The organism is Actinoallomurus acanthiterrae (assembly GCF_054775715.1).
Window position 1 is genome coordinate 3,143,590 of record NZ_BAAHCO010000001.1, and the last position, 26,504, is coordinate 3,170,093.

Genomic DNA, 26,504 nt, shown 5'->3' on the forward strand with positions numbered 1-26,504 from the left:
ATGACCGAGAATCGCAGGCAGCACTCGACGGTGTTCACGGGCGCCCGGCTGATCGACGGCACCGGTTCGGCGCCGGTCGAGTCGATGGCCGTGGTGGTGGAGGACGGCAGGTTCACCTACGTCGGGCCGGAGGACTCGAGGCCGCGGGTCGATGGTGCGACGGTCGTCGATCTGGGCGGGCGGACGCTGCTGCCGGGGTTCTTCGACTGCCACGTGCACTTCCTCATGGACAGCAACGCCGATTTCACCGGAAGGCTGGTGACCAACCGGCCGACGGTGACCGTTTTCGAGCGGGCGCAGCGCATGCGGGACACGCTGTACGCAGGGGTCACGACGGCGCGGGATCTCGGCGGCATCGACGCCGGCTACCGGGACGCGGTGGCGCTCGGCCTGGTCGAGGGTCCCCGGCTGCACGTCGCGTTGCGGTTGATGAGCCACACCGGCGGGCACGCCGACTTCCGGCTGCCCAGCGGGTACGACCCGTCGGGACTGCTGGGACCGTTCAGCGAGCTGGCCGACGATCCCGACGAGGTCCGGTTGGCGACGCGGCGGTTGCTCAGCGAGGGCGCCGACGTCATCAAGGTCTGCGCGACCGGTGGCGTGAACAGCCCGAGCGACCAGCCCGAGGACGAGGGCCTGACCGTCGAGGAGATCAGGGCGATCGTGGAGGAGACGCGCCGGCACCGCGGCCGGCCGGTCGCCGCGCACGCACAGGGCGCGCAGGGCATCAAGAACGCCCTGCGCGGCGGCGTGTCCAGCATCGAACACGGATACCTCATCGACGATGAGGGCATCGACCTCATGCTGGAGACGGGCGCGTTCGTCGTGCCGACCCTGTCGACCTTCCACGTGGAGCACAAGGTCTTCACGGCCGCCGCCCGCGAACAGAAGACGCGCATGGCCGAGGTCGCGGTCGAGCGACTGAGCGAGGCGGTCCGGCGCGGGGCGAAGGTGGCGCTCGGCACCGACTCGGGCGTGTTCGCGCACGGCCAGAACCTCCTGGAGCTCGGCCACATGACGAAACTGGGCCTGTCGCCGCTGGAGGCCATCCGCGCCGGCACGCTGAACGCCGCCCAGTTGCTGGGCCTGGACGAGACGCTCGGCACCGTCGAACCGGGAAAGACCGCCGACCTCGTGGTGTGCGACGGCGACCCGGTCGCCGACATCGACCTACTCGGCGACCCGGCGAACGTCGTCCTGGTGATGCAGGAGGGCCGGCTCGTCAAGCGCACACTGACCGAGGCCGCCCGGTAGCGAAGACCCCGTCGAGGCCGGCGGCGAACGCGTCCCGCCGCCGGCCCGCTCGATCACCGTGGAAACGGAAACACCGACGTACCGTACGCTTTGACCAGCGTTACGAAGGGGTTTCATGTCTCGGAGACAAGGAGGGCGTGACCGCTCGCTGACGCACGACCGCATCATCGACGTCGCCCTGCGCATCGCCGACAGCGAAGCGGACCTCGACCGGCTGACCGTGCGCCGCTCGCCGGCGAGCTGAACGTCGGCACGATGACGTTGTACGGGTATTTCCGCAACAAGGACGAGATCCTCGACGCGATGGCGGACCGGGTGCTGGGCGGGATGCACCTGCCCGACGAACCCGACGCCGGGCCGGCGGAGGCGCTGCACACCGTCGCGTACGCGTTCTTCCCGATGATGCGCGAACATCCCAGCGTCGTCCGGCTGCTCACCACGCGCATCACCGACAGTCGGCGCGCCGTGCGCGGCGCGATGGAGGCGGTCCTCCAGCGGCTGGTGGACGCCGGGATCCCCGGCCCGCTGGCGGTCCGGTGCTACGGGTTCCTGATCACCTATGCGATCGGTTTCGCCGGCTACCAGGTCCCACGCCCCTGGGGCCGCACGGACGGGGTCGACGGTGCCGAGGCACGTCGGCGGCGGAGACACTTCTACCGCGGGCTCCCCACTCAGGATTTCCCACAGGTGGTGAGCCTGGTCGACGAGCTCGTGGAGCTGCCGTCCGACGACCAGTTCGAATCCGGCCTGACGGCCTACATCGACGGCATGCTCCACATGCTGGCCCTCGCGGGCGTCGAGGTCTGACGAGAAAGCCGGCCGGGCGCTCGCGAGCGCCCGGCCGGGCTCTGGATCCGATTCGGCTAGAACCGGTAGGACAGCAGGTACTTCGCCGTCGGGGTGCCGACGCCGGTGATGTCGTCGTAGCCGCGGACCGCCGGCAGCGCGTCACCCTTGGGGATGCCGTAGTTGCCGGTGGTGCGCAGCACGTAGACCAGCGGGCCCTTCTTGCCGTACGGGTCGGTGTAGTTGGTCCGTACGAAGGCCACCGGGTTCTTGCCGAGCGGGTGGTCGGTCACGTCGTGGTACAGGCCCTTGTTCGCCCGCAGGTAGATCGCCGGGTTGGCGAAGCCGAGCGGCGCGCCGCCCTGGCGCTGCTGGGCGAGCGCCTGCAGGCCGGCGATGGTCGGGCAGGCGAGGCTGGTGCCGCCGACGCGGCTCTCGGCGTAGCCGTACGTGCCGTCCGGCAGCTGCGCCCACTCCGGGTACCGGATGCCGGTCGTCGAGTCGGCGACGGCCGAGATGTCCGGGATGGTGCGCATCGGCTGCGCCGCCTTCGACCCGTCCGGCAGCGTACGGCTCAGCGACGACGGCACGACCGCCCGCTGGTAGCCGGGCTGGGCGAACCGGTCGCTGGTGCCGCCGCCGGAACCGCCCGCGTAGTTGGCCGGGTACTGGCCGGGAGGCGCCGGGTCCCACGTCTTGCCGTCCTTGGACAGCGAGTCGGTGGTGAAGTTCCAGCCGGTCTCGAACTTGTAGCGGTTGTGGCCGTCCACCGCGAGGCTGGTGCCGCCGACCGCGGTCACCCACGGGTCGGAGGCCGGCATGTCCGTCTGGCGCTTCGTGGAGCCGGAGGCGCCGTACCGCGCCTGGCACGGCGTGTTCGGAACCTCGTAGCCGCAGTCACCGGTGGAGAAGTAGAAGCCGATGCCCTCGATGGCACCCTGCTTGTAGATCGTCTCCTCCGCCTGGACCATGGTGTCGTCGTAGTGCTCCGACAGGTCGCCCCAGGAGTTGCTCACGATGTCGGCCAGGTGGTTGTCGACGATCCTCAGAAGGGCGTCGTCGAGGCCGGTGTCGAGGCAGTTCTGCGCGCCGACGTAGACGACCTTGGCCTTGGGTGCCACCGCGTGCACGGCCGTGACGTCCAGGGCCTCCTCGCCGTACCACCCGGCCGCACCGCACGCGTCGGTGTTGTCGAAGGTGGCGGGGAGGGCCTCCTGGTACTGGCCCTTGGCGAACGGCTGCTCACCGTACTTCTTGGAGTAGATGTTCGAGACCTCGAGCATCTTCGGCGCGGCGTAGGCGTCGACGATGGCGACCGTCGAGCCCTTGCCGGTGAGCCCGCTCGCCGTGGCGCCGTACGCGCCGCGCAGCTGCTTGGGCAGCAGGCCGCACATCGCGCGCGGCTGGTGCTTCCCGTAGGCCTTCGGCTGGGCCGTGGCCACCTTCTGCCCGTAGTACTGCGCGCACGGCTGGGCGACCCAGTAGTTCGGCTCGGGCGGGGGCAGCGTGTCGCTGTGGACCCGGACGTGCTTGGCGCTGTCCAGGCCGGTGATCGTGAGTACCGCCGAGGAGACCGAGGCGGGGACGGTCGCCTCGCCCGAGGGGGCCCGGACGACCGCGCCCTGGGCGGCGTAGTTGCGGAAGTCGGTGCCGAACGCCTTCTTCGCCTGGGAGACCTGCCCGGTGACGTGGATGTAATGGCTGTTGACGGCGTCGACCCGCAGGTGCGAGGAGGTCAGCCAGGACTTCACGGAGTTCACCTGCTCGGCCGTGGGGCCGAAGCGGGCGTTGAAGTCGGCGGGGCTGAGGAACTTGCGGTACTGCGGGCTGCCTGGCGTGGAGACCGCCTGGGCGTAGGCGTCGAGGCCCTTGGGGTCCTTGCCGGCCAGCCAGATCCTCGCGTCGAGCCGCTGCTCGTCGCTGGTCTTGCCACGGTCGGCGGAGGCACGCGCCCAGGTGGGCTTGGTGCCGGCGACCGGTCTGCGGTCGTTCGCCTGCGCGGTGGTCGTGGCCGCCAGGCCCGCCGCGATGAGCGGCAGTGCCAGGGCCGCGGCCGTCAGCGCGCGACGACGTCGTCCGTCTCGGGACATCCACCCGTCCTTTCGTGAGCGGCGGAATGATCGCCGCGTCGCGAGGATTTCGGTGGGGCTCCCGTGAATCAAGAGACGTTATGAAATAGATGCAAGAATCGGGAACCAAGGGCCACATGTGGACATCGAACAGCGCTTCCTTCGCGCGGTGTCAGCGCTCTTGCGCGTCGCGTCACGAGGGCGAATAGTGGACTGCGGCGATGCCTTAGGGCAGGGGAGACCCTCATGGTCCTACTCGGTCGTACGCCCCCGGCCGCGGCAGCGCGGTCTCAGCCCCGTACGAAGGGGCAGCAAGTCGTCGCGTGGCTCACGTCGACCGATCACAAGGTGATCGGTCAGCTCTACCTGGCGACGTCGTTCGGCTTCTTCCTGGCCGCCGGGCTCATGGCGATGATGATCCGCACCGAGCTGATGCGGCCGGGCCTGCAGTTCATGAGCAACGAGCAGTACAACGTGCTGTTCACCGAGCACGGCACGATCATGCTGCTGCTGTTCGCCACGCCCCTGTTCGCCGGCTTCGCGAACGTCATCATGCCGCTGCAGATCGGATCGCCGGACGTCGCGTTCCCGCGGATGAACATGTTGAGCTACTGGTTCTTCCTGTTCGGCGGGTTGATGGTGCTCGCCTCGGCGTTCGTGCCCAGCGGCGCGGCGAGCTTCGGCTGGACCGCCTACGCGCCGCTGAACAGCGTGGTCAGATCGCCGGGAATCGGCGGGGACCTTTGGATCATGGGGCTGGTGCTGTCCGGCCTCGGCACCATCCTGACCGCGGTCAACTTCATCACGACGATCATCGCGATGCGGGCGCCGGGCATGACGATGTTCCGGATGCCGATCTTCACGTGGAACGTCCTGTTCACCAGCGTTCTCGTCCTGATGGCCTTTCCGGTGCTGGCCGCGGCGCTGCTCGTGCTCGAGGCGGACCGTAAGCTCGGCGCGCACGTGTTCGACGCCCAGAACGGCGGTGCCCTGACCTGGCAGCACCTGTTCTGGTTCTTCGGACACCCCGAGGTGTACATCATCGCGCTGCCGTTCTTCGGGATCATCACCGAGGTGATCCCGGTGTTCAGCCGGAAGCCGCTGTTCGGGTACATCGGAATGGTCGCCGCCACCATCGCGATCACCGGCCTTTCGATGGCCGTCTGGGCGCATCACATGTTCGCCACCGGCCAGGTGCTGCTGCCGTTCTTCTCCTTCATGTCATTCCTGATCGCGATCCCGACCGGGGTGAAGTTCTTCAACTGGACGGGCACGATGTGGCGAGGACATCTGTCCTTCGAATCACCGATGCTGTGGGCCATCGGATTCCTCGTGACGTTCTTGTTCGGGGGCCTGACCGGCGTCATCCTCGCCTCGCCGCCGCTGGACTTCCAGGTCACCGACTCGTACTTCGTGGTGGCGCACTTCCACTACGTGGTCTTCGGGACCGTCGTGTTCGCCATGTTCGCCGGGTTCTACTTCTGGTGGCCGAAGATGACCGGCAAGATGCTCAACGACCGGCTCGGAAAGATCCATTTCTGGATGCTGTTCATCGGCTTCCACACGACGTTCCTGGTCCAGCACTGGCTCGGGGCCGAGGGGATGCAGCGGCGGGTCGCGGACTACGCCGGGCGGTTCGCCACCCTCAACTTCGTCTCCAGCATGGGCGCGTTCCTGCTGGGGGCCTCCACGCTGGTGTTCATCTGGAACGTGTTCATCACCGCGCGGAAGGCGCCGCGCGTCGGCGTCGACGACCCCTGGGGCTTCGGCAACTCCCTCGAGTGGGCGACCTCATGCCCGCCGCCACGCCACAACTTCACCTCGATCCCGCGGATCCGCTCCGAGCGCCCGGCCTTCGACCTGCACTACCCACGCCTGCCGTCGCCACCGGCCGAGGAGCTCCCGGCCGGCGAGGAACCCTGAGAACAGCCTCCCTCAGCGAGCGAAGCCGCGCATGCGCCGTACGCTGAGGCCGGCGACGCGGACGGCGCCCCGGGGCCACAGCCGGGCGGCCAGCCACGCCGCGCGGGACGAGGCGGGGGCCACGATGAGGGGGTCGTTGCGGTCGACGCCCCGCAGCACGTCGCGGGCCAGCGCGGGGGCGGTGTAGAGCCTGCGCTGCACGCGCTGTGCCGCCTGACGGGCGTTCTTCGCGGCCTCGGTCGCCGGCAGGTCCGGGTTGGCGTTGTCGAGCAGGGGCGTGTCCACGAAGCCCGGGCAGATCGCGCTGACCCGTACGCCCCGGCTCGCCGCCTCGGCGCGGAGCGCGAGGCTCATCCCGACGACCGCGTGCTTGGTGGCGGTGTAGGGCAGCATCAGCGGCGCGGGTACCAGGCCGGCCATCGACGCGGTGTTCACGATGTGCCCGTGCCCCTGCTCCAGCATGATCGGGTACGCCGCGTGGACGCCGTGAACGACGCCCCGCAGGTTGACGTCGATGGTGCGGTTCCAGTGGTCGAGGGTCAGCTCCTCGGTCAGCCCGCCGACCGCGATGCCGGCGTTGTTGAACACCAGGTCCAGGCGGCCGTGCTCCTCCCGGACCGACCGGTACAGCGCGGCGACCGCCTCGGCGTCCGTGACGTCGAGGGCGGCGGCCGTGACCTTCGCGTGCGCGGACAGCCGGTCCGCGACCTTCTGCGCGCCGTCGGCGTCGATGTCGGCCACGGTCACGGTGTCGCCGCGCGCCGCGAGCGCGGTCGCGATGGCGCGGCCGATGCCGGAGGCTCCGCCGGTGACGATGGCGATCCGGGAGGTCATGGAGGACTCCTCGTAGAGGTCTCAGCGAGCCGCTCGGGCCCGGCGCGGTTTCGGGGTGTCCCAGAGGCCGACGGCCTTCCACACCCGCCTGCTGACGGGGTCGAGCAGGCCGAGCTCGGCGGCGAGGTCACGGATCTTGGCGACGCAGTTGCGCAGCTCGGCGGCCCAGGCGTCCGTGTCGTACGCCTCGCGGATCACGTCCTTGGGGATGCGGAAGTGCTTCACCATCGGGCCCGGGGGAGAGAGCATGATCCGTGCCATGACGCCGAGGATCAGTGGCGTGGCCACTCCGAGCGCCCTGCGGCGGGCGGCGGGGAGCCGGGGCACGCGGTGCCGCAGGTAGTGGCGGGCGAAGGAGATGTGCCGCGCCTCCTCGGCGATGTGGATTCGCATGATCGTCTCCTGCAGCGGGTGGAGACCGTCACCGCTCTTGACCATATTGCGCTGCACGTAGTCGATGGGGTCCTCGCCGCCGAGCACGAAGATGAAGAACAGCTCGGTGGAGATCCGCGGGATGTGCGGGGCGATCTGGGACAGGGCGTCCAGGGCCTTCGGCATGCCTTTGATCGGCATGTTCGTCCGGTTGACGAACTCCTGGAACATCATCGCGTGCTGACATTCCTCGCTCGTCTCGTGCAGGACGTAGCGGAACTCCGGAGAGCCGTTCGGCAGCTTGTACGCATAGCCGAGGAGACCCCGCTTGAGGAGGTTCTCGAACTGCAGGCCGATCTTCATGCTCGTGGCGACGCGCCACAGCCCGATCCGGGACTGCACGCCCGGTGGCTGCGAGCGGTACCACTCCGTCCGGCCGAGCGGGTCGACGGCCGGCAGGATCCAGCGGGGGTCGTCGGGGTCGACCTGGAAGTCCGGGTCGGCCCAGGGGACGTCGGCGTAGGCGTCCCAGTGCTTGTCGACCGAGGCCTTCGACAGGCGCTCGATCACGCCGGTGTAGGCCGCGCGGTCCTTCACCGTCGCGCGGATCTCCTCGTCCAACGTCTTGCTCGGGGGATTGGACATGACTCCCTCCCTTATGCAGGATTCGGGATGAGCAGGCGGGCCAGGCCCTTGACCTGGGCCAGCACCGCCGCTTGGTGGCCGTTGGCGTCGTCGTCGAGGGAGTTCTGCAGCGTCAGCCCGATGAACATGGCGAACACGGTCCGGATGAGCGTCCCCGCGGTGTCCTCGTCCACCGACTCCGGGAAGAGCCGCAGGAACTCCTCGAGGATGACCTGGATGATCCGCTCGTTGATGCCGATGCTCAGCTCGCGCAGCGTCTCGTCCGTGCGGGCCGCCATCGCCAGCTCCATGAGCGCCAGCGCGGGCGCCTGCCGGAAGATCTCCCACAGCAGGTCCAGCGCACCCTCGACGTTGCGGCGCTCCGCCGGCAACGCGGCGAACGCCCGCTCGAAGGCGAGCCGCTGGCGCTCGAGCAGGTGCTCGAGCGAGGCCGCGACCAGCAGCATCTTCGTGGGGTAGTGGTGCTGCTGCGCGCCTCGCGAGACGCCGGCGCGGCGGGCCACCTCGGTCGTCGAGGTGCTCGACCAGCCGAGCTCGGCGAGGCACTCCACCGTCGCGTCGAGCAGGCGGGCCTGGGTCTCGGCGCGCCGCTCCTCCTGCGTACGGGAAGAGCCGCGTGATGCCCGGCTGTGACGTCGGCGGCTGGTCACTGACATGCCTCGACGGTAGACGCCGACAAACATGCAATCAAGCCTGCTTGTTTGTTGCGCCGGTCACACTATTGGACTTCACGTACAAGACCCTGGGTGTGATCTACGTCATATGCGCGCCGTGGCGCGTCACTTTCGGAATGGCCGAGTTGTCCTAACTCTCGAAGGACTTCGATGAGCAGAAGGCGGGTCATGATGAACAAGCGGCTAGCTCTGTCGGCAATCATCGTTCCGATGGCATTGGGGGTGCCGGCGCTGTCCGCCACGGCGGCCCACGCGGGTCAGATCAGCGCGCTGGCGCACGGCACCAGCGGAACCGTCAACACCAGGGATTCCGGGCCGAAGGGCGGCACGGGCTTCTTCTGGTACGACGGCAACGGCGCGCAGCCCAAGAACAAGTCCGTCATCGCCGCCCGCGACAATCAGGGCGGCGACCACAAGTGGGTGTACGTGGAACTCGACCTGATTCGCAAGGGTCCCGACCTGGTCCTCGCCACCATGGAGAACAAGAGCGGCAAGAGCCGCAACATCCAGTACAAGGTCGTCAACGTCAAGGACGGCAGCCCGGTGCGGCTCACGGTCTGCCTGAGTGACCGTAACGGCTTGATCGAGCCCTACTGCAACTCGAAGAACTTCATCGCCTGACGGTCGATCCGACCGGATCTCTCGCGAATTGTTCGCCTGCCGGGGCTGCGGCGTCGTTGCGCACGCGGACCGGAATGCTTCCCGCGTCCTGGCCCGAAGGGCCAGGACGCGTGGGACGCGGGCATACGCCTCAGCTGTTGGCCAGGGTGCGGTCGAGGAGGGGAAGCAGGCGGTCCCAATGGCGCTGCAGCCCGGAAGGGCTGAAAGCGTCGGTGTCGGACATGGTGAAGCCGTGGACGGTGCCTGGGTAGATCTCGGAGGTGTGGTCGACACCCGCGGCGTCCAGGGCCTGGTTGAGCTCGCCGAGGGCCTCGGGCGTGATGTCGGTTTCGGCGTGGCCGAGGTGGACCTGGGCGGTGATCTTGGAGAGGAAGCGGTGCAGGTCATCGGGCCCGTCGGCGCCCACGGGGCCGTGGAATCCGGCGACGGCGGCCACCTGGCCGGGGTGGGCCGCGGCGGTGCGCATCGCCAGGAGGCCGCCTATGCAGTAGCCGGTCACCGCGACCGGTCCGGCGCCGACCTCGGGCTGGGCGGTGAGGAACCTGAGGTAGGCGTCGGCGTCGCTCAGGATGCGTTCGTCGGTGTGCGCCTTGATCAAGGGCATCACCTGGGCGATGACCGCGGGCCGGGCCTCTTCTCCGATGTGTTCGGGAAGCTCGAGCACCGGTGCCGGGCCGTGCCGGTAGAAGAAGTTGGGGACGAGCACGTAGTAGCCGTGCCCGGCGAGTTCGCGGGCCATCTCCCGCAGTACGGGCCGGATGCCGAAGCCGTCCGCGTACATCAGCACCCCTGGATGCCGGCCGCCGTCGGGGAAGGCGGCGAAGGCGTCCGCCTGGCCGTCCGTGGTGGGAATCCGCAGAGTCTTGGTGGGCATGACTTCTCCTTATAGCCCACCGGACAAAGCCGGCGCACCCTGGACGGGGCCCGGTCAGCGGTCGCGGCGCAGGAGCGCGGCCACCACGCGGCCGGGGAGGAACAGCACGAGCAGCGCCAGGACGACGTGCACGGTGATGAAGGCGTAGGCCTGGTCCTTGGTCGGCGCGTGACCGATGAACACCGACATGTGGTACGCCCACGTCCACACGTCCGGGACGTGCTGCCACTTCGGGTCGGTATGCGGGTTGACCAGGATGTACGCGAGGTCCTCCAGGCCGGAAAGCTGGAGGAGGAGCAGCGCGCCGCCGAGCCGCAGGGTGCCGTTTCGCGTGCCGCCGCCCAACCGGTAGGACAGGCAGAGCGACAAGATGATCAGCGGCACCAGGGTCAGCATGTGGTAGTAGAGCTGGTCGGCGTCCCGCCCCGCGTAGTAGAAGATCCGCGGCACGAAGAAGCAGAACATCGCGAGGAACGCCGCCGGGACCACCACCAGGTGCAGGCGGAGCCGGCGCGCCCAGCCGACGTCGAGCCAGGCGATCGCGCCGGCCGCCGCCAGGAAGGGCGTCAGTTCGAACAGGAACAGCCAGAGCGAGCTGATCTTGTGCTGGTGGGGGACGGCGGACCAGATGATCCCCGCGAGGATCAGGGCCGTCAGCAACAGACCGATCGTCACCGCGTTGGCGCGCACGAAGGACGTACGGGCGGCGCGGACCGGCACCTCCTCCACGGACGTGTCGGCGGTCTGCTCAGACGTGGGCATCCGGTTCTCCTTGGGTGGCGAGCAGTGGTGTCGGGACGACGACGATCCGCAGGGTCTCCAGGGCCTGCGCCATGACCTGGCCGGTCTCCGCGTCGGACGCGCCGGTGGTCACCAGATGGCCGACCTTGTGGCCGGACTCGGTGAACGGCCGGACCAGGTCGCCGGGGCGGACGTAGACGTCGAGGCCGGCCACGCCGGGCATCGCGCGTACGGCGTCCAGCCCGGCGAGATCGGCGAGTTCGCCCTCTTCGGAGAGAGGCGACGCGAGCAGGCGCAGCATCGACGGACGAGGAGGACCGGGCGCGAGGTCGAACGCCTCACCCATGACGAGCGAGATCAGCGCGGCGACGTTGTCGATGCCGTAGCAGGCGCGCAGGAGGTGGGAGATGCCGTTGCCGCCCATCCGCGCGCCCGCCTCGATGATCCGGAACCCACCGTCACTGGCCGCGACGACGTCGAAGTCGGCCGGGCCGTCGCGCAGGCCCATGGCCGCGCACAGCCGTACGACCAGGGCGATGAGGCGGTCGGAGCCGGGTATCGAGACCGGGCAGACGTGGCCGGCGACCATGAAGTCCGTGTCGGGGACGAGCCGTTTCTCCATGACGGCCGCGAACATCGCCGCGCCGTCCCGCAGGAAGAGTTCCACGACCAGATGGCGGCCCTCGACGTACTCCTCCGCTATGACGTCGCCGCCCAGGGAGTACGCCTGGGCGTGGGCGAAGGCGCGGGCCAGTTCGCCCAGCCGGTCGACGCGGTGGACTCCCTTGCCGCCGGAGCCGTCGTTGGGCTTGACGATCAGCGGAAAGCGCAGGCTGCGGGCCGCGTCGATCAGGTCGGCCGGATCCGAGGCGCGGATCCACGCGTGACCGTCGACGCCCGCGCTCCTCGCCATCGCGTGGAACGCCGCCTTGTCGAGCGAGACGACCGCGGCCTGGCGCGGGTACCGGTAGGGCGTCGCGTAGTACGCGCACAGCTCGTGCCAGGTCATCAGGGCCGCGTCGCTCGCCGCGGACACCACCGCGGCGGGCCGCCGGTCGCCCAGCGCGGCGATGATCGCGCCGGCGTCCCGGGTCGTCACGTGCAGGAACTCGTCCGCGACCCGTAGTGCGGGACGGTCCCGGCGCTGGTCCACCGCGATGGTCCGGATACCGCGGCGGCGCGCTTCCTGGTAGAGCGGCAACTGCTCTTCGCTCGCGCCGAGGATGAGCAGGTCGGTCATCGCGCGGCCCCGGAGGGCCGGGGCCGGATGTTCACGACGCCACCTCGCGAAGAGCCGGGCGGGCCGTCTCGTCGTCCTGGAACGCCACGGGCGGCGCCGGACGGCCCGTTCCGCCGTCGATCGTGTCCTCGTGACGCAGTTCCACGTTCGCCTCGCGTACGTAGAAGAGGCGAGAGGGCTGCTGGTCGCGCATGAAGCGGTGGACGTACCGCGCCAGCACCGCGACGCAGGCGAGCGTCAGCGCGGCACTGACGAAGCCGAGGCCGAGAAGCGCCGCGAGCACGCCCACCACGGCCGCGAGGTAGACGTAGAGGAACGGGCGCCACGAGTAGCTGAAGAACAGCTCGAAGCTGTAGCCGATCAGGCGGCTCACCCGGAACTTGGACTCACCGGCGGTGCGGGGCCGGTGCTCGGTGGGCACGAGCGCGTAGCGGGCCCCGACCAGCGGGACGGCGGCGATGAAGTACGGCGTGCCGTAGCGCAGGTCGGCGATGGTACGGGCGACCGGCGTGCGGATGACCCGGAAGGAGGACGCGCCGCGGGGAACGTCGATGCCGAAGAGCCGGCGCGCCGCCCAGTGCATGCCGTTCGAGCCGACGCGCCGGATGAACGGGTCGTCGCGGTCCTCGCGGATCCCGAAGACCACGTCATAGCCTTCGGCCGCCTTGGCCAGTAATTTCCGGATCTCCTCCGGCGGTGCCTGCAGATCGGCGTCGATTTGGACACACCATGGCTTGGCGGCATATCGGACGCCGGCCGCGTGTGCGGCTTCGAGCCCGAAATTCCGAGTGAACGACAAATAGGTGACGCGGCGATCCTCTGTGGCCACTTTCCGTATTCGTGGCAGAGTGTCGTCCGTGCTGCCGTCGTCGATGAAAAGGAACTCCAGATCGGACACGTCCTGCAACGCCTCGCCGATCGCGCGATGCGCCTCCTCGACCTGTGCGCCCTCGTTGTAGCAGGGCACGATGACGGTGAGGCCGGATACCTGCTCGGACATGCCTCATTCCCTTCTGCGCCACGCCGCGCAGCATCCGCCGTGTCGCGAACTCGTGGTTCGCACGGCCTCGGGCTTTTAAGGGTAAATAGCGAGGATTGCGGGGAACATAGCATCCCGGCGTGCGCGAAGAAAAGATCTCTTCTCGCGTTAGATCTTGTTCAAATCCCTGACGATTTGTCCGGTCTTCTTGTTAGCCTTTTCGGCCAAGGCCGATATGCGACGTTAAGGGCCAGAACAAGCTCTTTGACGCCCAGCGCATAGACCGCGCCGGCCGCGCCGAGCAGCGGCGTGGCGACCGCGCCCACCCCGGCGACCGTGAGCATGCTCAACACCGCGCCGCGCGCGCTGGTCCGCAGGCCCGCCGCGTCCGTGTTCTCCAGCACGAACGTCACCTGGCTCATCAGCAGGTAGGCCGGGATCCGGGTGACGATCAGCACGGCCAGCAGGACGGTGAGCCGTACCGGAGTCAGATCGGTCACGGGAGTGGGGAACGCGGCGAGCAGGGCCGTGGCGGCGACGAGCCAGCCCGCGCCGAGCGCCACCACCGGGCGGGCGAGCCGCGCGATCCGGGCCCGGCCGTCGGCGGCGCCGTCGACCGCGAGCCGGGCCGACAGGCGCGGCTGCAGCAGGCGCTGGAGGAAGTAGACGAAGGCGATGATCACCGCCCAGCCCTGCAGCACCAGGTACAGCTCCGAACTCTGCCCCGCGTGCGCGCCCGCCGTCAGCTCCACGTAGAGCACGCTGGTCCCGGCGTTCATCAGCACTTCGGGCGTGCCCATGAGCACGCTCGTCGCGGTGAGCAGGCGCCGGACCGCCGGGCGGGGGCGCCGCTTCGGCGCCGGGCGGCGCAGCAGCAGGCCGAGGGCGGCCAGCGTGAGGACGAGCTGCCCGGTCAGGTAGGCCACCGGCGGGATGCCCGGCGTGTAGGCCAGCCCGATCAGCACGACGGTGCCCAGCGCGAGGAGCAGGAAGGTCAGCGTGTCGCTGCGCGGCCGGCCGAGCGCCCGGTGCAGCGCGACCCCGAGCAGCACCGAGCCGAGGGCGGTGGCCTGTGCCGCCGCGAGGGCGTACAACGCGACGTTCGACTCCGGCGCGGCCACCACCGCGACGGCCGCCGCGCCGACGAGGAGGATCGGCGCCAGCAGCGCGAAGGCCCGTAGCGTCGCGACGAGATCGCCATGGGTTCGCCGTGCCCGGGGCAGCAGCTTCAGGGCGGCCTTCTCCGGCCCCATCTGGACGACCGTGGTCAGCCAGCTGGTGGTGCCGAGCGCCGCCGCGTACGGCGCGAACCGCGCCGACCCCCAGGCGGCGAGCAGGAGGATCCCGGCCGCGTACAGCGCCACGCGATACGCGCTCCGGCCGGCGATGAGCGACGCCACCGTCCAGAGCCGGACGCGCTCGGGAACCGCAGTGGACGGCAGCGTCTCGGTCATGTCACGACACGCCGGGGGTCGAGCTCCAGGGCGGCCAGGACGGCGTCGCGGAGGGGGCGTGCGCCGTTCTCCAGATAGGCGCGGACGGCCGCCTCGACGCGAGGTGCCGTGAACGTCGCGACGACGCTGCGGGCCGAGGGGCCCTTCGCCACTCCGAACACCACGGCGAAGAAGACTCCGACCTGTTCCCCGCGAAGGCCCTCGGTCAGTCCTCCGGGCTCGAGCAGGGCCTTGACGCGGTCCAGGTCCGGTTCCGGCGGCGCCTCCGCGTCGATCCACGTGGCGGACCGGCCGGCCGTCGCGAACCACCGGTGAGCCTGCCGGGTCCGCTCGGCGGCCGTCCCCGGGTCGTTGCCCTGCGCGAGCAGCTGCGCCACCGCGGCGTCGGCGTCGTAGAAGGCGGCGTTGAGCGCCCCGATCACCTTGGTGAACGGTGTGGGCTTCGCCGGCAGCTCGTCCAGCGGGACCTCGCTCAGCCGCGCGAAGCGCTTCCGCGCTTCGGCGTTGTCGCGGGCCTGGGCCGTGAACCGGTCGAACTCCGCGTACCAGCGCGTCAGCGTCCGGCGGTCCGGTGCCTCGGCCGGCTTCTGGTCGTCTTCGCGCAGCCAGCGGACCATGCGGGGCGGCATGAAGGCCAGCAGCGGGTCACCGTCGACCGGCGCCACCCGCGGCGCGGCGTCGCGTCGCCAGAGGCCGCGCCCCGCCTCGACGTCCGCGCGCCGGGCGCTGATCACCGCGCCGCATGACCGGCAGGAGTAGCGGACCGTCCGGCGGCGCAGCCTGATGACGTCCGGGCCGGGGCGGCCGCACTGGGCGCAGGGAGCGTCGATCACCGGAGGGTCGCCGCCGCGTACAGGGGCGAGAGCCGCGCGCCGAACCGGCGCTTGAGCTCGTACATCGACTTCCCCATGATCATCTTCTCTCTTCCGTCCTCGATCAGCTGGTACATCTGCCGCAGGAAGTGATCGAAGTACAGGTGCGGGCGTCCGCCGTCGGATCGGTCGCGGGTGCCCCAGCCCTGGCAGAGCAGCGTCCTGCCGTCGTCGACCTGCAGGGAGTAGGCGAGGAGTTCGCCGTCCGGGCGCCGATAGGTGAGGAAACGGATCCCGGGGCGTCCGGACAACATCTCGAAGTACAGCGCCGGAACGGGCACCGGGACGGTGAAGCGGCCGCGGTAGCGGTGCTGCACGACGTTGAGCAACCGTCCGGCGTCGGCGCCGTCGATCGAGGTCTCCACCGCGGCCCGCACCCCGGGGTCCTCGCTCACCAGGCGCTCGACCCGCCGCATGTGCCGGCGGTCGTCTCCCGGAAGGTCGCGCAGGTACTCCTCGACGCCGCCCCAGCGGTTGTCGACGACCGCCTCGGGCTCGCCGGGCCGGATGACGTGGCCGCGGAAGACCGGTCTGTCCTCGTCGACCACCTGGCGGTAGACGACGCCGGCGCAGCGCAGGCCCAGCCGGTGGGCCATGGCCCGCTCGAACGCCTTGACCGCCGCCGCGCGCTCGGCGGTCCCCGACTCCGGATGGAACGCGTAGCCCGGAGTCGTGACGTACGGCGCAAGGTGGCACTCGACGAGCCCCGGCAGGAGGCGCGGGGACGTGCCGCGGAAGCTCCGGGGCGGCCGCGCGCCTCGGTGACGCGCGTGGAAGAGCGCGCACGGCGTGCCGCCGTCCGTCACCAGCGCCAGGTACGCCGGCTGCCGGGCGAACCACGCCAGGCGCACCAGCAGATCGTCATGCCAGATGGCCGGCAGCCCGGCGGCCCGGACCAGCTCCGGCCACCCGGCCGGAACCGTCTCGCGCACCGGATCGATGACCACGACGTCCAGTGCCATCGACGCCTCCCCTCAGCCCGCCGCGGCGATCGCGTAGGTCGGGAGCAGTTCGGCGCCGAGGTCGCTCTTGAGCTCGGGCTTGCCCTTCCCCAGGACCACCCCGGCCTTCCCGGCGCCGATCGCCCAGCCGATCACCCGTGTCATGCCGTCGAAGTACAGATGGCGCCGTCCGCCGCGTCGCGCGGGAAGCGCCCCCCAGGTCATGTAGAGCGGCCATCCGGGATGGTCCAGAACGAGCCCCACCCCGAGCAATCGCCCGGTCAGGTCCCGGTACGTCACCGCGAGCGTGCCCTCTTGCCGGAGCAGTCCCTCGATGTACGGCACGGGCAGCGGCGCGGCGTCGTACTTCAGGTCGTTCTCGCGGCGGAGCAGCGCCACCTCGAGGGCGGTCACGAGCTCGCGCGCCGGCCCCATCGCCGGGAGCACCGTCGCGTCGGCGGTGACCTGGCGGAGCTGACGGCGCAGGTCGCCCGTGCGCCCGGGCCGCAGCGAACCGAGCCACCCCTCCACGTTCGGCCAGGTGATCGGCAGCCGTGCCAGCGGGTGGACCGCGCGGACGAGCCGGACGCGGCCCGGCAGGGAGGGCAGGTCGGCGGCGCCGGCGTGCCGCCAGACCAGACCCCGCCAGGTCCGGCCGAGCCGCCGCCGCATCAGGCCGGCGTACGTCGTCAGCAGGGCGCGGCGATCACGCGGCGCGAGGTCGTCGGCGAACCACCAGCCGCGTTCCGCGTTGGTCCCGGGCAGGGCGACCTGGACGACTCCGACGCGGGGACCGCCCGCCGGCGGGGCGTACGACCCGCGGTGCCGGCGGGGGCCCAGGAGCGTGGCGCAGACCGCTCCGACCGGCGCGGAGCCGTCGTGCAGGACGGACAGGCGTAACGGGGACCGGGCGGTCCAGGCCGCGATCCCGAGCTGGTCGTACTCCCAGACGGCGCGGCGGCGCGACGTGGCGAGCAGCTCCCGCCAGTACGCGGGTTCCGGGTCGTGCCGGGGATCCAGCACCTCAAGTTCGACCGTCATCCGGCGGCCCATCGCGGGACGATGACGAGCCGGGCCGGTACGACGGCGAAGCCGAGTTCCCGCTTGTGCTCGTCGGCTCCGCGCCCGGCGGAAAGGCGCTGCGCGCCCGCCGCCACGGCGTACTCCACGAAGCGTCCGTAACAGTCGAAGTAGAGGTGACCGCGGCCGCCCTCTTCCGGCGGGACGCTCGCCCACCAGCTGAGCTGCGGACGCGTCGGATGGTGCAGGAACGTCCCGGCGGCGAGGAGCCGTCCGTCCGCCTGGGTGTAGGTGAGGGTCGACACGTCGTCGTGCGCGGTGAACGCCGCGAAGTACGAGGGCGGTAAGGGAGCGCGCCGATCGATGCGACCCGTGCGCGCGACGACGTGCCGGTTGACCATCCGGGCGAGCTGGTCGGCGTCCACGTCGGTGCGGGCCCGCCCGATGACGACCGTCAGGTCCTCGTCGATCCGCCGGCGGCGGCGGCGCAGGGCCTTACGCCGGCTGGGCCCGAGGCCGGCCAGCCAGTCGTCGACGGTGCCGAGCGTCAGCTCCGTGTCGCCCGCGGTCTCCCGGAGGAGCGCGCCCCGCCGCGCGACCGCGCTCACCTCGTCCACCGGCACGTGCCGGTACACGAAGCCGGTCGTGCCCACGCCGAGCCGGCGAAGGGCCGCCCGCTCGTAGGCCCGCATCAGGCCGGCGCGGGCTTCGGCAGGGACGTCGGCGGAGAAGTGCCAGGTGGGCCGCCCGTTGCCCTCGCCCGGGAGCCGAACGTCCACCACGAGCGGCTCGCGCCGGCGCCGGGGCGGCCGGGAGACGCGGACCCCCCGGTACACGGCTCCGACGGCGCCCACGATCTTCTCTTCCCGCCGGAAGACCGCGAGCATCACCGGCGCCCAGGACGTGGAGGCGTGATGGAGGGCCTGGTAGTCCCACGTGGCCGCGAGGTTCTCCCGCCTCCGGAAGTCCGTCCAGCCGGGCGGCTCCGAATCACGGAGCGGGTCCCGCAACTCCACGCCGATCATTGGCAAAGGATGGCACGATATCGCGCAATTTTGTGATGGAATTTCGTGCTATCGAGAGGGGGCACATGAACCGGTTCTCTTCCGAGCACTGGGAGGCCGCCCGGCGGCGTGTCGTCGACCAGGCGTTCCAGCGGGTTCCGTACTACCGCGAGCAGTGGGCAGTCGCCGGCCGGGTGCTGGAGGAGCCGGTGCCGGTGGCCTCCGCCGATCTCACCGCGCACTTGTTCCGCCTGTTCCCGCTGGGCCGGCCCTGGCTGCCCGACCGCGCCCCCTCGCCGTGGCTCGGCGAGCCGGCGATGCTCGCCTCGGCGCTGCGGGAGGCGGGTGTGCTGTCCCGGGTCGTGCCGGTGCTGGAAGTACGGCGGGAGATGGTGGACTGGCGCGCGCTGGGCCGCCTCGGCCCCCGCTACGCGGCCCTGTTGCCGCCGCGGGCCGACGTCGTGGACGAGGACCGGCGGCGGCTGCTCAACCTCCCGGCCGTCCGGCTCGCGACCATCGCGAACCGGGTCATGGTCGTCGGCACGGGCGAGGACCTGGCCGAGGTCGTGCCGGCGCTGCCGAAGACCGCCTCTGTCCTCCCGGTCGTGCGCCGCACCGCCGCGCAGATCGTCGGCGACGACACGGCACCGACCGCCGGGCGGCGGCCCGCCGTACGGCTCGCCCACGACCCCTGCCTGGGCGACTTCGCGGCGACGGCACCGTCCTGCGGACGGCCGCATCTCCTGTGGCGGCGCTACCACGCCGGGAGCCGGGACGGCGCCCTGCTGATCACCGCGCTGCGCCGCCGGCCGGTGCTGTGCTCGGTCGTCCCGGACGACTCCGCCGGCGTGACCGTCGGACGCTGCCCGGAGCATGGGACGGCGATCCTGACGGGCGCCTGATCGATCGCCGCGAGCCGGCGGTCGCCGAGCTGTTTCGGCCACCTTCGCCGGGTAGTGGGCGGTATGATCGCGCGGCCGTCGATCCGGGGGTGGCGGCGAACCGGGGGTGCGCATGCGGGGCGGATTCGGCGGATCGAAGATCGTGGCGGTTGCGGTGGTGGCCGGGCTGACGGCCGTGGGATGCGTGGCGTCCGGGCGGGCCGGATCGGCCCGGGCGGCGGCGCACGAGGTCGCGGCCGGGGTGCCCAAGCGGACGGACGACCGCACCGCTCGCGTCTATCTGGTGCACGGGGTCAGCACCAGGGGCGACAACGACTGCGCCTCGACCTGGCGGGCCGCCCTGTGGTCGCTGAAGCGCGACGGCTGGAAGGGCGCCCTTTACACCGTCGGCTACTACAAGGCCGACCGGAACTGCGGAGTCCCGGTGCCCGGCCGGAGCCGCTACACCCCGAACACCTCCATCAAGGAGCTCGGCCGGGCGTTCGCCTGGCTCGTCTACGACCGCGACACGCGGTACGGCCGGTCGGTCGACGTGGTCGGCCACTCGATGGGCGGCCTGGTCGTACGGGCCGCGCTGACCGGCGTGCAGAAGCACCAGAAGGGCTTCCCCACCCGCCTCTACATCGCCAACGTCGCCACGCTCGACAGCCCCCACGCCGCCGGCTGCACATGGGCTGCACCTCGCTGGAGTGCCGGCAGATGCAGGGCAAGGACGGCGGCGCCCTGCTGCGCTGGCTCGGGCAGAACCCGCAGTCCACGCAGGGCACCGACTGGACACTGATCGGCTCGGACGCCGACACCAAGGTGCCCACCTCCTCGGCCCTCGGCATGACGGCGGGCCACAAGGTCCGCTACGCCAAGGAGGAGAACCTCGGCCACGGCGGCGTCGCCCTGCGCCCCGACCCGGGCCACCCGGCCCGGCAGGGATACCACCTCTACTGGAAGTCGACGCGGCCCGGGACGCACGAGACCAAGGACGGCTGGGCGCCGCTCCACATGGTCGAGCAGGCGCTTTACTACTGGCAAAAGTGGTGACAGACGGCACAAGCGTCGCGCGGTAATCCTCGCGACGGGCCCACGGACGCCCGACTAGGGTGTCTCTATGCAGGTCAGCCAGTCGGACAAGCTCGCCAACGTCCTCTACGACATCCGAGGCCCGGTCCTCAAGCGCGCCATGGAGCTGGAGGCCCAGGGTCACCAGATCCTCAAGTTGCACATCGGCAACCCCGCGACGTTCGGCTTCGAGGCCCCGGACGAGATCCTCCAGGACGTCATCCGCAACCTGCCGGTCGCCCACGGCTACAGCGACTCCAAGGGCATCCTGTCCGCCCGCCGCTCGGTCGTGCAGCACTACGAGCAGCAGGGGTTCCCCGGGCTCGACGTCGAGGACGTCTACCTCGGCAACGGCGTGTCCGAGCTGATCGTCATGGCCATGCAGGCACTGCTGAACAACGGCGACGAGGTGCTGATCCCGGCGCCGGACTACCCGCTGTGGACCGCGGCGGTGTCCCTCGGCGGCGGCACGCCGGTGCACTACCTCTGCGACGAGCAGCAGGGCTGGATGCCCGACCTGGCGGACCTCGAGGCGAAGATCACTCCGGCCACGAAGGCCATCGTGATCATCAACCCGAACAACCCGACCGGCGCGGTCTACTCCCGTGAGCTGCTGCAGGGCGTGGCCGAGCTGGCCCGGCGGCGCGGCCTGCTGATCCTCGCGGACGAGATCTACGACCGGATCCTGTACGACGGCGCCGAGCACGTCTCGATCGCGCCGCTCGCCCCGGACGTGCTGTCCCTGACCTTCTCCGGCCTGTCGAAGGCCTACCGCGTCTGCGGCTTCCGCTCCGGCTGGATGGTGGTCTCCGGGCCGAAGGACCACGCGGAGTCCTACATCGAGGGCCTCGACATGCTCGCCAACATGCGGCTGTGCCCCAACGTGCCGGGCCAGCACGCGATCCAGGCGGCGCTCGGCGGGCACCAGAGCATCAAGGACCTCGTCCTGCCCGGCGGCCGGCTCCACGAGCAGCGCGACCGGGCCTGGCGGCTCCTCAACGAGATCCCCGGCGTGAGCTGCGCGAAGCCGTCCGGCGCGCTGTACGTCTTCCCGCGCCTGGACCCGGAGGTCTATCCCATCGAGGACGACCGGCGGTTCGTGCTGGAGCTGCTGGACGAGCAGCAGATCCTCGTCGTGCAGGGCACCGGTTTCAACTGGCCCGACACCGACCATCTGCGGATCGTCACGCTGCAGCACGCCGACGACCTCGAAGAGGCGATCGCCAGGCTCGGCGAGTTCCTGGCCGGCCGCCGCCCCTGACCGCCACCCCTGCCTCAGGCTCGGCCCGCCACCGCGCGCTGGTAGGCGGCGAGGGCGTCCGCGTCATCGATGTTGCCGTGGTGGTGGAACTGCCGCCGGCGGCCGTCCTCGTAGCGTTGTGACTCCTCGCCTAAAGTGTTCGATGGAGGTCGACCACATGAGTGTACGACGCGGATCGAACACTGAACCGTCCGGCCCGTCCGCGCGGGCCCGCGGGCTGACGCACCGGCATCCCTCCGAGGTGCCGCTGCAGGACGCCCTGGACGCGGTCGCCGACCCCGTCCGCCGGACGATCCTGCGCGAACTCGCCGGGCAGCCGGACTGGACCCGCGCCTGCGGCACCTTCGACCTGCCGGTGTCGAAGGCGACCCGGAGCCACCACTTCGCCGTGCTGCGCGACGCCGGGCTGATCGAGTCGCGCGACGAGGGTCCGCGCCGGTTCAACCGGCTGCGGCGAGCCGAGTTCGACGGGGCCTTCCCCGGTCTCCTCGCCCTGGTCCTGGCCGAGCGCTCCTGACGCCGGCGGCGATCGGCGAACGGAGGTCGAGGGGCTGTTCCCCGGTCCGCTCGAGCCGGTCCCGGCTGAGCGCGCCTGACGGAGTTCGATGCGCCGTTCCCCCAGTCTGCTCGAGCCGGTCCCGGCCGAGCGCTCCTGAGGGTGACGCCTGGGAAAGCGTGGCTGGGGCGGCGAACGGTCCTCGCCGACCGGTAGCGTTGAGCGGGTGGCCGACGACCTCCTCGACTCCTCTGAAAAAACCGACGTTCCGGACGTCGGGCCCCTGCTCGCCGCAGCCGTCTCCGGAGTCGGCGGCGCCGAACGGCCCGGCCAGGTCAAGATGGCCGAGGCGGTCGCCCACGCCATCGAGTCGGGGGAGCACCTCGCCGTCCAAGCCGGCACCGGCACCGGAAAGTCCCTGGCCTACCTCGTCCCGGCCGTCCGCCATGCCGCCGCCGAGAACGCGTGCGTGGTCGTGTCCACCGCGACGATCGCGCTGCAGCGCCAGCTCGTCGAGCGCGACCTGCCGCGTCTCGCCGAGTCGCTGACGCCCCTGCTCGGCCGCGAGCCGGCGTTCGCGATCCTCAAGGGCCGGCGCAACTACCTGTGCCTGCACCGGATGCAGGTCGACGAGCCCGACGACCCGGACGAGATCCTCTTCGACGCCCAGTCGGTCTCCGCGACGGGCCGGCAGGTCCAGCGCATCCACGAGTGGGCCGAGAAGACCGAGACCGGCGACCGCGACGAGCTCGTCCCCGGCGTCTCCGAGCAGGCGTGGCGGCAGGTCGCCGTCAGCTCCCGCGAGTGCCTGGGGGCGCAGCGCTGCCCGTTCGGCACCGAGTGCTACGCCGAGCGCGCCCGCGACAAGGCCGGCGACGCCGACGTCGTCGTCACGAATCACGCGCTGCTGGCCATCGACGCGCTGGAGGAGTTCCAGGTCCTCCCCGAGCACGACGTCGCGATCATCGATGAGGCCCATGAGCTCGTCGACCGGGTCACCTCCGTGGCCACCGCGGAGCTGTCCGCGTCGGCCGTGGAGTTCGCCGCGCGCCGCTGCGGCCGGCTCATCGAGGACGACCTCGCCGACCGGCTCAAGGAGGCCGGGGAGGCGCTGCAGCCGATCCTCGCCGACACCGCGCCGGGCCGCATGGACGTCCTGCCCCAGGCCCTCGGCGCGACCCTGCTGTCGGTCCGCGACGCCGCGTACGCCTGCGCCACCGCGCTGCGCACCAGCCTGAAGACGACCGGTGAGGACGCCGAGCGGCTCAGCGCGGGCCGGGCCGCGCTCACGGCGCTGGAGGAGATCCACGACACCGCCGGGCGGTTCCTGGAGACGTTCGAGACCGACCTGGCGTCCCGGCATGACGTCGTCTGGCTGGACCGGCCGTTCAACGAGGACTCCCGGCGGCCGACCGCGCTCCGCGTGGCGCCGCTCGGCGTCGGCGGGCTGCTGCGCGAGCGCCTGTTCGGCCGCCGTACGACCGTGCTCACCTCGGCGACCCTGTCGCTGGGCGGGTCGTTCGAGCCGCTGGCCCGGCAGTGGGGCCTGCCGCCGCTCGGCACCGCGGCGGACGGAGCGGCGGAGGCCGCCGAGGCGCCGGACGGCGACGAGCCGGAGAAGAAGGACGCGGAGGAGCGGCCGCTGCGGTGGTCGGGGCTGGACGTCGGCTCGCCGTTCGACCACGCCCGCAGCGGCATCCTCTACATCGCGCGGGGGCTGCCGCAGCCGGGCCGCGACGGCCTGCCCGAGGCGTACCTCACCGAGCTGACCGAGCTGATCGAGGCCGCCGGGGGCCGTACGCTCGGCCTGTTCTCGTCCATGCGGGCCGCCAAGCAGGCCGCCGAGGAGCTGCGCGGCCGCCTCAAGCAGCCGCTGCTGTGCCAGGGGGACGACTCCACGACGCAGCTCATCAAGCAGTTCACCGACGACGAGGCGACCTGCCTGTTCGGCACGCTGTCGCTCTGGCAGGGCGTCGACGTGCCCGGCCCGTCGCTGCGGCTGGTCGTCATCGACCGCATCCCGTTCCCGCGCCCGGACGACCCGCTGTCCTCGGCCCGGCAGCGTGCCGTCGCCGCGCACGGCGGCAACGGCTTCATGGCCGTCGCCGCGACCCACGCCGCGCTGCTGCTCGCGCAGGGCGCGGGCCGCCTGCTGCGGTCCATGACCGACCGCGGCGTCGTCGCCGTCCTCGACCCCAGGCTCGCCACCGCCCGCTACGGCGGATTCCTGCGGTCGTCGCTGCCGCCGTTCTGGACGACGTTCGACTCCGAGAAGGTGAAGGCCGCGCTGCGCCGCCTCGACACGGCGGACTGAGACGGGCCGCGGGCTGCACCGGGTCAGGACAGCGCGTTCTCCTCCCGGAGCACCCGGCGCAGGACCTTGCCCAGCATGTTGCGCGGCAGCGACGAGCGGAACTCCACGAAGGTGGGCACCTTGTACCCGGCGAGGTGCTCCGCGCAGTACGCCCGCATCTCATCCGGGCTCGGCCGATGCGACCGCTCGAGGATGATGTACACGGCGACCGCCTCGCCATGGCCCGGGTCCGGCACGCCGATGACGGCCGCCTCTTCCACGGCCGGGTGGGCGAGCAGGACCGCCTCGACCTCCGAGGGATAGACGTTGAACCCGTCGACGATGATGACGTCGCGTTTGCGGTCGATGAGGGTGAAGAAACCGTCCGGGCTCATCATCCCGATGTCGCCCGTCCGGTACCAGCCGTCGGGTGAGAGTGTCTGCGCGGTCTCGGCGGGCTGGCCCCAGTACCCGGCGAAGATCTGCGGTCCGCGCACCATCAGCTCGCCCGGATAGCCGACGGGGAGGACGCGGAAGGGGTCGTTCTCGTCGACGATCCGCGCCTCGGTGCTCGGCAGGGGAGTGCCGACGGACACGTGCCGGGCGTTGCCGTCGAGGGGGTTGGCCATGACCACCGGGGACGCCTCGGTCATCCCGTATCCCTGGATGACGTGCCCTCCCGTCCCCGTCTTGAAGGCGTCGACCGTCGTACGGGCGAGTTTCATGGCCCCCGACACGCAGGTGCGGATCTTGCCGACCCCGGCCTTCTTCGCCTCCGGCGCGGCGGCGAGCTGCTGGAAGATCGGCGGCACGCCGGGGAACAGCGTGGGCTTGTGCCTGCGGACGGCGTCGAGCACGAGCTCCAGGTCGAAGCGCGGGATCAGGACGACCGTTCCGCCGATGAGGATCGTGCAGGTCAGGCAGAACGTCAGGCCGAAGACGTGGAACAGCGGCACCACCGCCAGATTGACGTCGTGCCCCGGCCGGATCGCGGGATCCCACGCCGTGGTCTGCAAGGCGTTCGCGACGAGGTTCCGGTGGGTGAGCATGGCGCCCTTCGGGCGGCCGGTGGTCCCACCGGTGTACTGCAGGACGGCCAGGTCGCGGAACGGGTCGACCATCACCTGCGGGTGCGCCTCGGACGCCTCGTCGAGCAGGTCGTCGAACCACAGGACGGGCTCGCCCTCGGGGATCTCGGTGCTCAGCTCTTCGGCCAGCCGGCGCGCCTTGGCCAGCGGGAGCTTGAGCAGCTTCCGCTTGAGGAAGGGCAGGTAGTCGGGGAGCGAGGTGACGACGACGTGCTCGACCGCCGTCCCGGGCAGGGCGTCGCGCACCGTCTCGTACGCCTTGTCGAAGATGATCGCCACACTGGAACCGGAGTCGGTCAGCTGGTAGTGCAGCTCGTCCGAGGTGTACAGCGGGTTGGTGGGGACCACGACCGCGCCGATCCGCAGCACGGCGTAGAAGGCGATGACCTCCTGCGGGCAGTTGGGGAGGATCACCGCGACCCGGTCGCCCTTCCGGACGCCGAGCCGGGCGAGCGCCGTCGCGAGCCGGTCGACCGCGTCGCGCAGCCGGGCGTACGTCATCGAGCGCCCGAGGAACTCCAGCGCCCGATTGCCGGGGAAGCGATCGGCCGACGCGTCGAGCAGCCGCGTGAGCGGCACGTCGGGCACCTCGACATCGGGGGGAACTCCGTTCGCGTAGAAACGGAGCCACGGTCTCTCGTCGTAGGGTGTGCGCATTCGCCGACGATCACCACCGTAAGCAGACGAAATCTTTCAGTTACCTTCGCACCATCTACCGCCCATTGCCCAGTGTTCCGGCATACGGGATAAATACACCTCCTTGTCAGAGATGTGCGCAGGGGCGGCCCCGCCGCGGGCTTCAGGCGAGCGCGTTCAGGGCCAGGTCCACGTCGGCGTCGGTCGTGTACAGGTGGGGTGTCGCGTCGGCCACCACCAGCGCGTCGTACGCCCGCGCCGCCACGACTGCACGAACCACCACCACAGTACGGCCGTCGACGGCCTCCGCGACCTTCTCCAGTGGCACCGTCCGTACGCTCAGCGTGTTCTGCGAGGAAACCCGTGCCTTCAGGCTCGGAAGGAATCGCATGCTGATCTCTGCGGCGCGCAGCGCCACAGCAGCGTTCTGGAAGGCTGCCCGCTCCGTTCAGACGAGGCACTCCTGGTCGGT

General features: G+C 70.9%; 26 protein-coding genes. 11 read left to right on the forward strand and 15 right to left on the reverse strand.

Annotation, left to right across the window (positions count from 1 at the left end):
• The 3 genes from ACYVF7_RS15290 (at position 1) to ACYVF7_RS15300 (ending at position 2,061) form a co-directional block, all read left to right on the forward strand.
• Positions 1-1,254: an amidohydrolase family protein gene (locus ACYVF7_RS15290; RefSeq protein ID WP_460340088.1), complete on the forward strand. Its 1,254-nt coding sequence runs from the start codon at positions 1-3 to the stop codon at positions 1,252-1,254.
• Between the two features lie 115 nt (positions 1,255-1,369).
• Entirely contained in the window at positions 1,370-1,498 is a 129-nt protein-coding gene (locus ACYVF7_RS15295) for a hypothetical protein (RefSeq protein ID WP_460340091.1), read from the forward strand.
• Positions 1,499-1,509: 11 nt separating this feature from the next.
• Entirely contained in the window at positions 1,510-2,061 is a 552-nt protein-coding gene (locus tag ACYVF7_RS15300) for a TetR/AcrR family transcriptional regulator C-terminal domain-containing protein (protein ID WP_460340094.1), read from the forward strand.
• Between the two features lie 56 nt (positions 2,062-2,117).
• Here ACYVF7_RS15300 and ACYVF7_RS15305 read toward each other — a convergent pair whose 3' ends face one another.
• The gene (locus ACYVF7_RS15305; RefSeq protein WP_460340097.1) at positions 2,118-4,130 is read right to left on the reverse strand and encodes a S53 family peptidase; all 2,013 of its coding nucleotides are present in this window, start codon (positions 4,128-4,130) and stop codon (positions 2,118-2,120) included.
• 225 nt (positions 4,131-4,355) lie between these two features.
• On the opposite strand from ACYVF7_RS15305, the gene ctaD reads away from it, so the two are divergent.
• Positions 4,356-6,032 carry an aa3-type cytochrome oxidase subunit I gene (gene ctaD / locus ACYVF7_RS15310; protein WP_460340100.1) on the forward strand — a complete coding sequence of 559 codons (1,677 nt, stop codon included), beginning with the start codon at positions 4,356-4,358 and terminating at the stop codon, positions 6,030-6,032.
• A 12-nt stretch (positions 6,033-6,044) separates the two neighbouring features.
• Here ctaD and ACYVF7_RS15315 read toward each other — a convergent pair whose 3' ends face one another.
• The 3 genes from ACYVF7_RS15315 to ACYVF7_RS15325 are packed head-to-tail and all read right to left on the reverse strand — an operon-like array spanning position 6,045 to position 8,539.
• Positions 6,045-6,866 (reverse strand): SDR family NAD(P)-dependent oxidoreductase, encoded by an 822-nt coding sequence (locus tag ACYVF7_RS15315; RefSeq protein WP_460340103.1) that lies wholly within the window; start codon positions 6,864-6,866, stop codon positions 6,045-6,047.
• Positions 6,867-6,887: 21 nt separating this feature from the next.
• Positions 6,888-7,883 carry an AurF N-oxygenase family protein gene (locus ACYVF7_RS15320; protein ID WP_460340106.1) on the reverse strand — a complete coding sequence of 332 codons (996 nt, stop codon included), beginning with the start codon at positions 7,881-7,883 and terminating at the stop codon, positions 6,888-6,890.
• A gap of 11 nt (positions 7,884-7,894) precedes the next feature.
• Entirely contained in the window at positions 7,895-8,539 is a 645-nt protein-coding gene (locus ACYVF7_RS15325) for a TetR/AcrR family transcriptional regulator (RefSeq protein ID WP_460340109.1), read from the reverse strand.
• 228 nt (positions 8,540-8,767) lie between these two features.
• Between ACYVF7_RS15325 and ACYVF7_RS15330 the strand changes: the two genes are divergently transcribed.
• A complete protein-coding gene (locus ACYVF7_RS15330) occupies positions 8,768-9,178 on the forward strand; it encodes a hypothetical protein (protein ID WP_460340111.1) in 411 nt (136 codons plus the stop codon).
• Positions 9,179-9,308: 130 nt separating this feature from the next.
• On the opposite strand, the gene ACYVF7_RS15335 is transcribed toward ACYVF7_RS15330, so the two are convergent.
• From ACYVF7_RS15335 to ACYVF7_RS15375, 9 genes are all read right to left on the reverse strand, one after another.
• Positions 9,309-10,052 carry a dienelactone hydrolase family protein gene (locus ACYVF7_RS15335; RefSeq protein ID WP_460340114.1) on the reverse strand — a complete coding sequence of 248 codons (744 nt, stop codon included), beginning with the start codon at positions 10,050-10,052 and terminating at the stop codon, positions 9,309-9,311.
• Between the two features lie 54 nt (positions 10,053-10,106).
• Positions 10,107-10,814 carry a hypothetical protein gene (locus ACYVF7_RS15340; RefSeq protein WP_460340117.1) on the reverse strand — a complete coding sequence of 236 codons (708 nt, stop codon included), beginning with the start codon at positions 10,812-10,814 and terminating at the stop codon, positions 10,107-10,109.
• Positions 10,801-12,033: an ATP-grasp domain-containing protein gene (locus ACYVF7_RS15345; RefSeq protein ID WP_460340120.1), complete on the reverse strand. Its 1,233-nt coding sequence runs from the start codon at positions 12,031-12,033 to the stop codon at positions 10,801-10,803. The genes ACYVF7_RS15340 and ACYVF7_RS15345 overlap by 14 nt, the downstream gene beginning before the upstream one ends.
• Before the next feature lie 31 nt (positions 12,034-12,064).
• Positions 12,065-13,033 (reverse strand): glycosyltransferase family 2 protein, encoded by a 969-nt coding sequence (locus tag ACYVF7_RS15350; protein WP_460340123.1) that lies wholly within the window; start codon positions 13,031-13,033, stop codon positions 12,065-12,067.
• A gap of 158 nt (positions 13,034-13,191) precedes the next feature.
• Entirely contained in the window at positions 13,192-14,466 is a 1,275-nt protein-coding gene (locus ACYVF7_RS15355; protein WP_460340125.1) for a hypothetical protein, read from the reverse strand.
• Positions 14,463-15,299: a hypothetical protein gene (locus tag ACYVF7_RS15360; protein ID WP_460340128.1), complete on the reverse strand. Its 837-nt coding sequence runs from the start codon at positions 15,297-15,299 to the stop codon at positions 14,463-14,465. Before ACYVF7_RS15360 ends, ACYVF7_RS15355 begins: the two co-directional genes overlap by 4 nt.
• Positions 15,296-16,300, reverse strand: coding sequence for a GNAT family N-acetyltransferase (locus tag ACYVF7_RS15365; RefSeq protein ID WP_460340131.1), 1,005 nt, complete (start codon positions 16,298-16,300; stop codon positions 15,296-15,298). Before ACYVF7_RS15365 ends, ACYVF7_RS15360 begins: the two co-directional genes overlap by 4 nt.
• 12 nt (positions 16,301-16,312) lie before the next feature.
• On the reverse strand, positions 16,313-17,320 hold the full coding sequence (locus ACYVF7_RS15370) for a hypothetical protein (protein ID WP_460340134.1): 1,008 nt from the start codon (positions 17,318-17,320) through the stop codon (positions 16,313-16,315).
• A complete protein-coding gene (locus tag ACYVF7_RS15375; RefSeq protein WP_460340136.1) occupies positions 17,317-18,324 on the reverse strand; it encodes a GNAT family N-acetyltransferase in 1,008 nt (335 codons plus the stop codon). The genes ACYVF7_RS15370 and ACYVF7_RS15375 overlap by 4 nt, the downstream gene beginning before the upstream one ends.
• 65 nt (positions 18,325-18,389) lie before the next feature.
• Between ACYVF7_RS15375 and ACYVF7_RS15380 the strand changes: the two genes are divergently transcribed.
• The 6 genes from ACYVF7_RS15380 (at position 18,390) to ACYVF7_RS15405 (ending at position 24,329) form a co-directional block, all read left to right on the forward strand.
• Entirely contained in the window at positions 18,390-19,205 is an 816-nt protein-coding gene (locus tag ACYVF7_RS15380) for a hypothetical protein (protein ID WP_460340139.1), read from the forward strand.
• 142 nt (positions 19,206-19,347) lie between these two features.
• Positions 19,348-19,986, forward strand: a complete 639-nt coding sequence (locus ACYVF7_RS15385; RefSeq protein ID WP_460340142.1) for an esterase/lipase family protein — start codon at positions 19,348-19,350, stop codon at positions 19,984-19,986.
• Positions 19,905-20,240: a hypothetical protein gene (locus tag ACYVF7_RS15390; RefSeq protein ID WP_460340145.1), complete on the forward strand. Its 336-nt coding sequence runs from the start codon at positions 19,905-19,907 to the stop codon at positions 20,238-20,240. Before ACYVF7_RS15385 ends, ACYVF7_RS15390 begins: the two co-directional genes overlap by 82 nt.
• 67 nt (positions 20,241-20,307) lie before the next feature.
• Positions 20,308-21,519, forward strand: coding sequence for a pyridoxal phosphate-dependent aminotransferase (locus ACYVF7_RS15395; protein WP_460340148.1), 1,212 nt, complete (start codon positions 20,308-20,310; stop codon positions 21,517-21,519).
• A 157-nt stretch (positions 21,520-21,676) separates the two neighbouring features.
• A complete protein-coding gene (locus ACYVF7_RS15400; protein ID WP_460340151.1) occupies positions 21,677-22,036 on the forward strand; it encodes an ArsR/SmtB family transcription factor in 360 nt (119 codons plus the stop codon).
• A gap of 205 nt (positions 22,037-22,241) precedes the next feature.
• Positions 22,242-24,329 carry an ATP-dependent DNA helicase gene (locus tag ACYVF7_RS15405; protein WP_460340153.1) on the forward strand — a complete coding sequence of 696 codons (2,088 nt, stop codon included), beginning with the start codon at positions 22,242-22,244 and terminating at the stop codon, positions 24,327-24,329.
• Positions 24,330-24,352: 23 nt separating this feature from the next.
• On the opposite strand, the gene ACYVF7_RS15410 is transcribed toward ACYVF7_RS15405, so the two are convergent.
• Entirely contained in the window at positions 24,353-26,053 is a 1,701-nt protein-coding gene (locus ACYVF7_RS15410; protein WP_460340156.1) for an AMP-binding protein, read from the reverse strand.
• Between the two features lie 142 nt (positions 26,054-26,195).
• Entirely contained in the window at positions 26,196-26,423 is a 228-nt protein-coding gene (locus ACYVF7_RS15415) for a hypothetical protein (protein ID WP_460340159.1), read from the reverse strand.
• Positions 26,424-26,504: the final 81 nt, after the last annotated feature.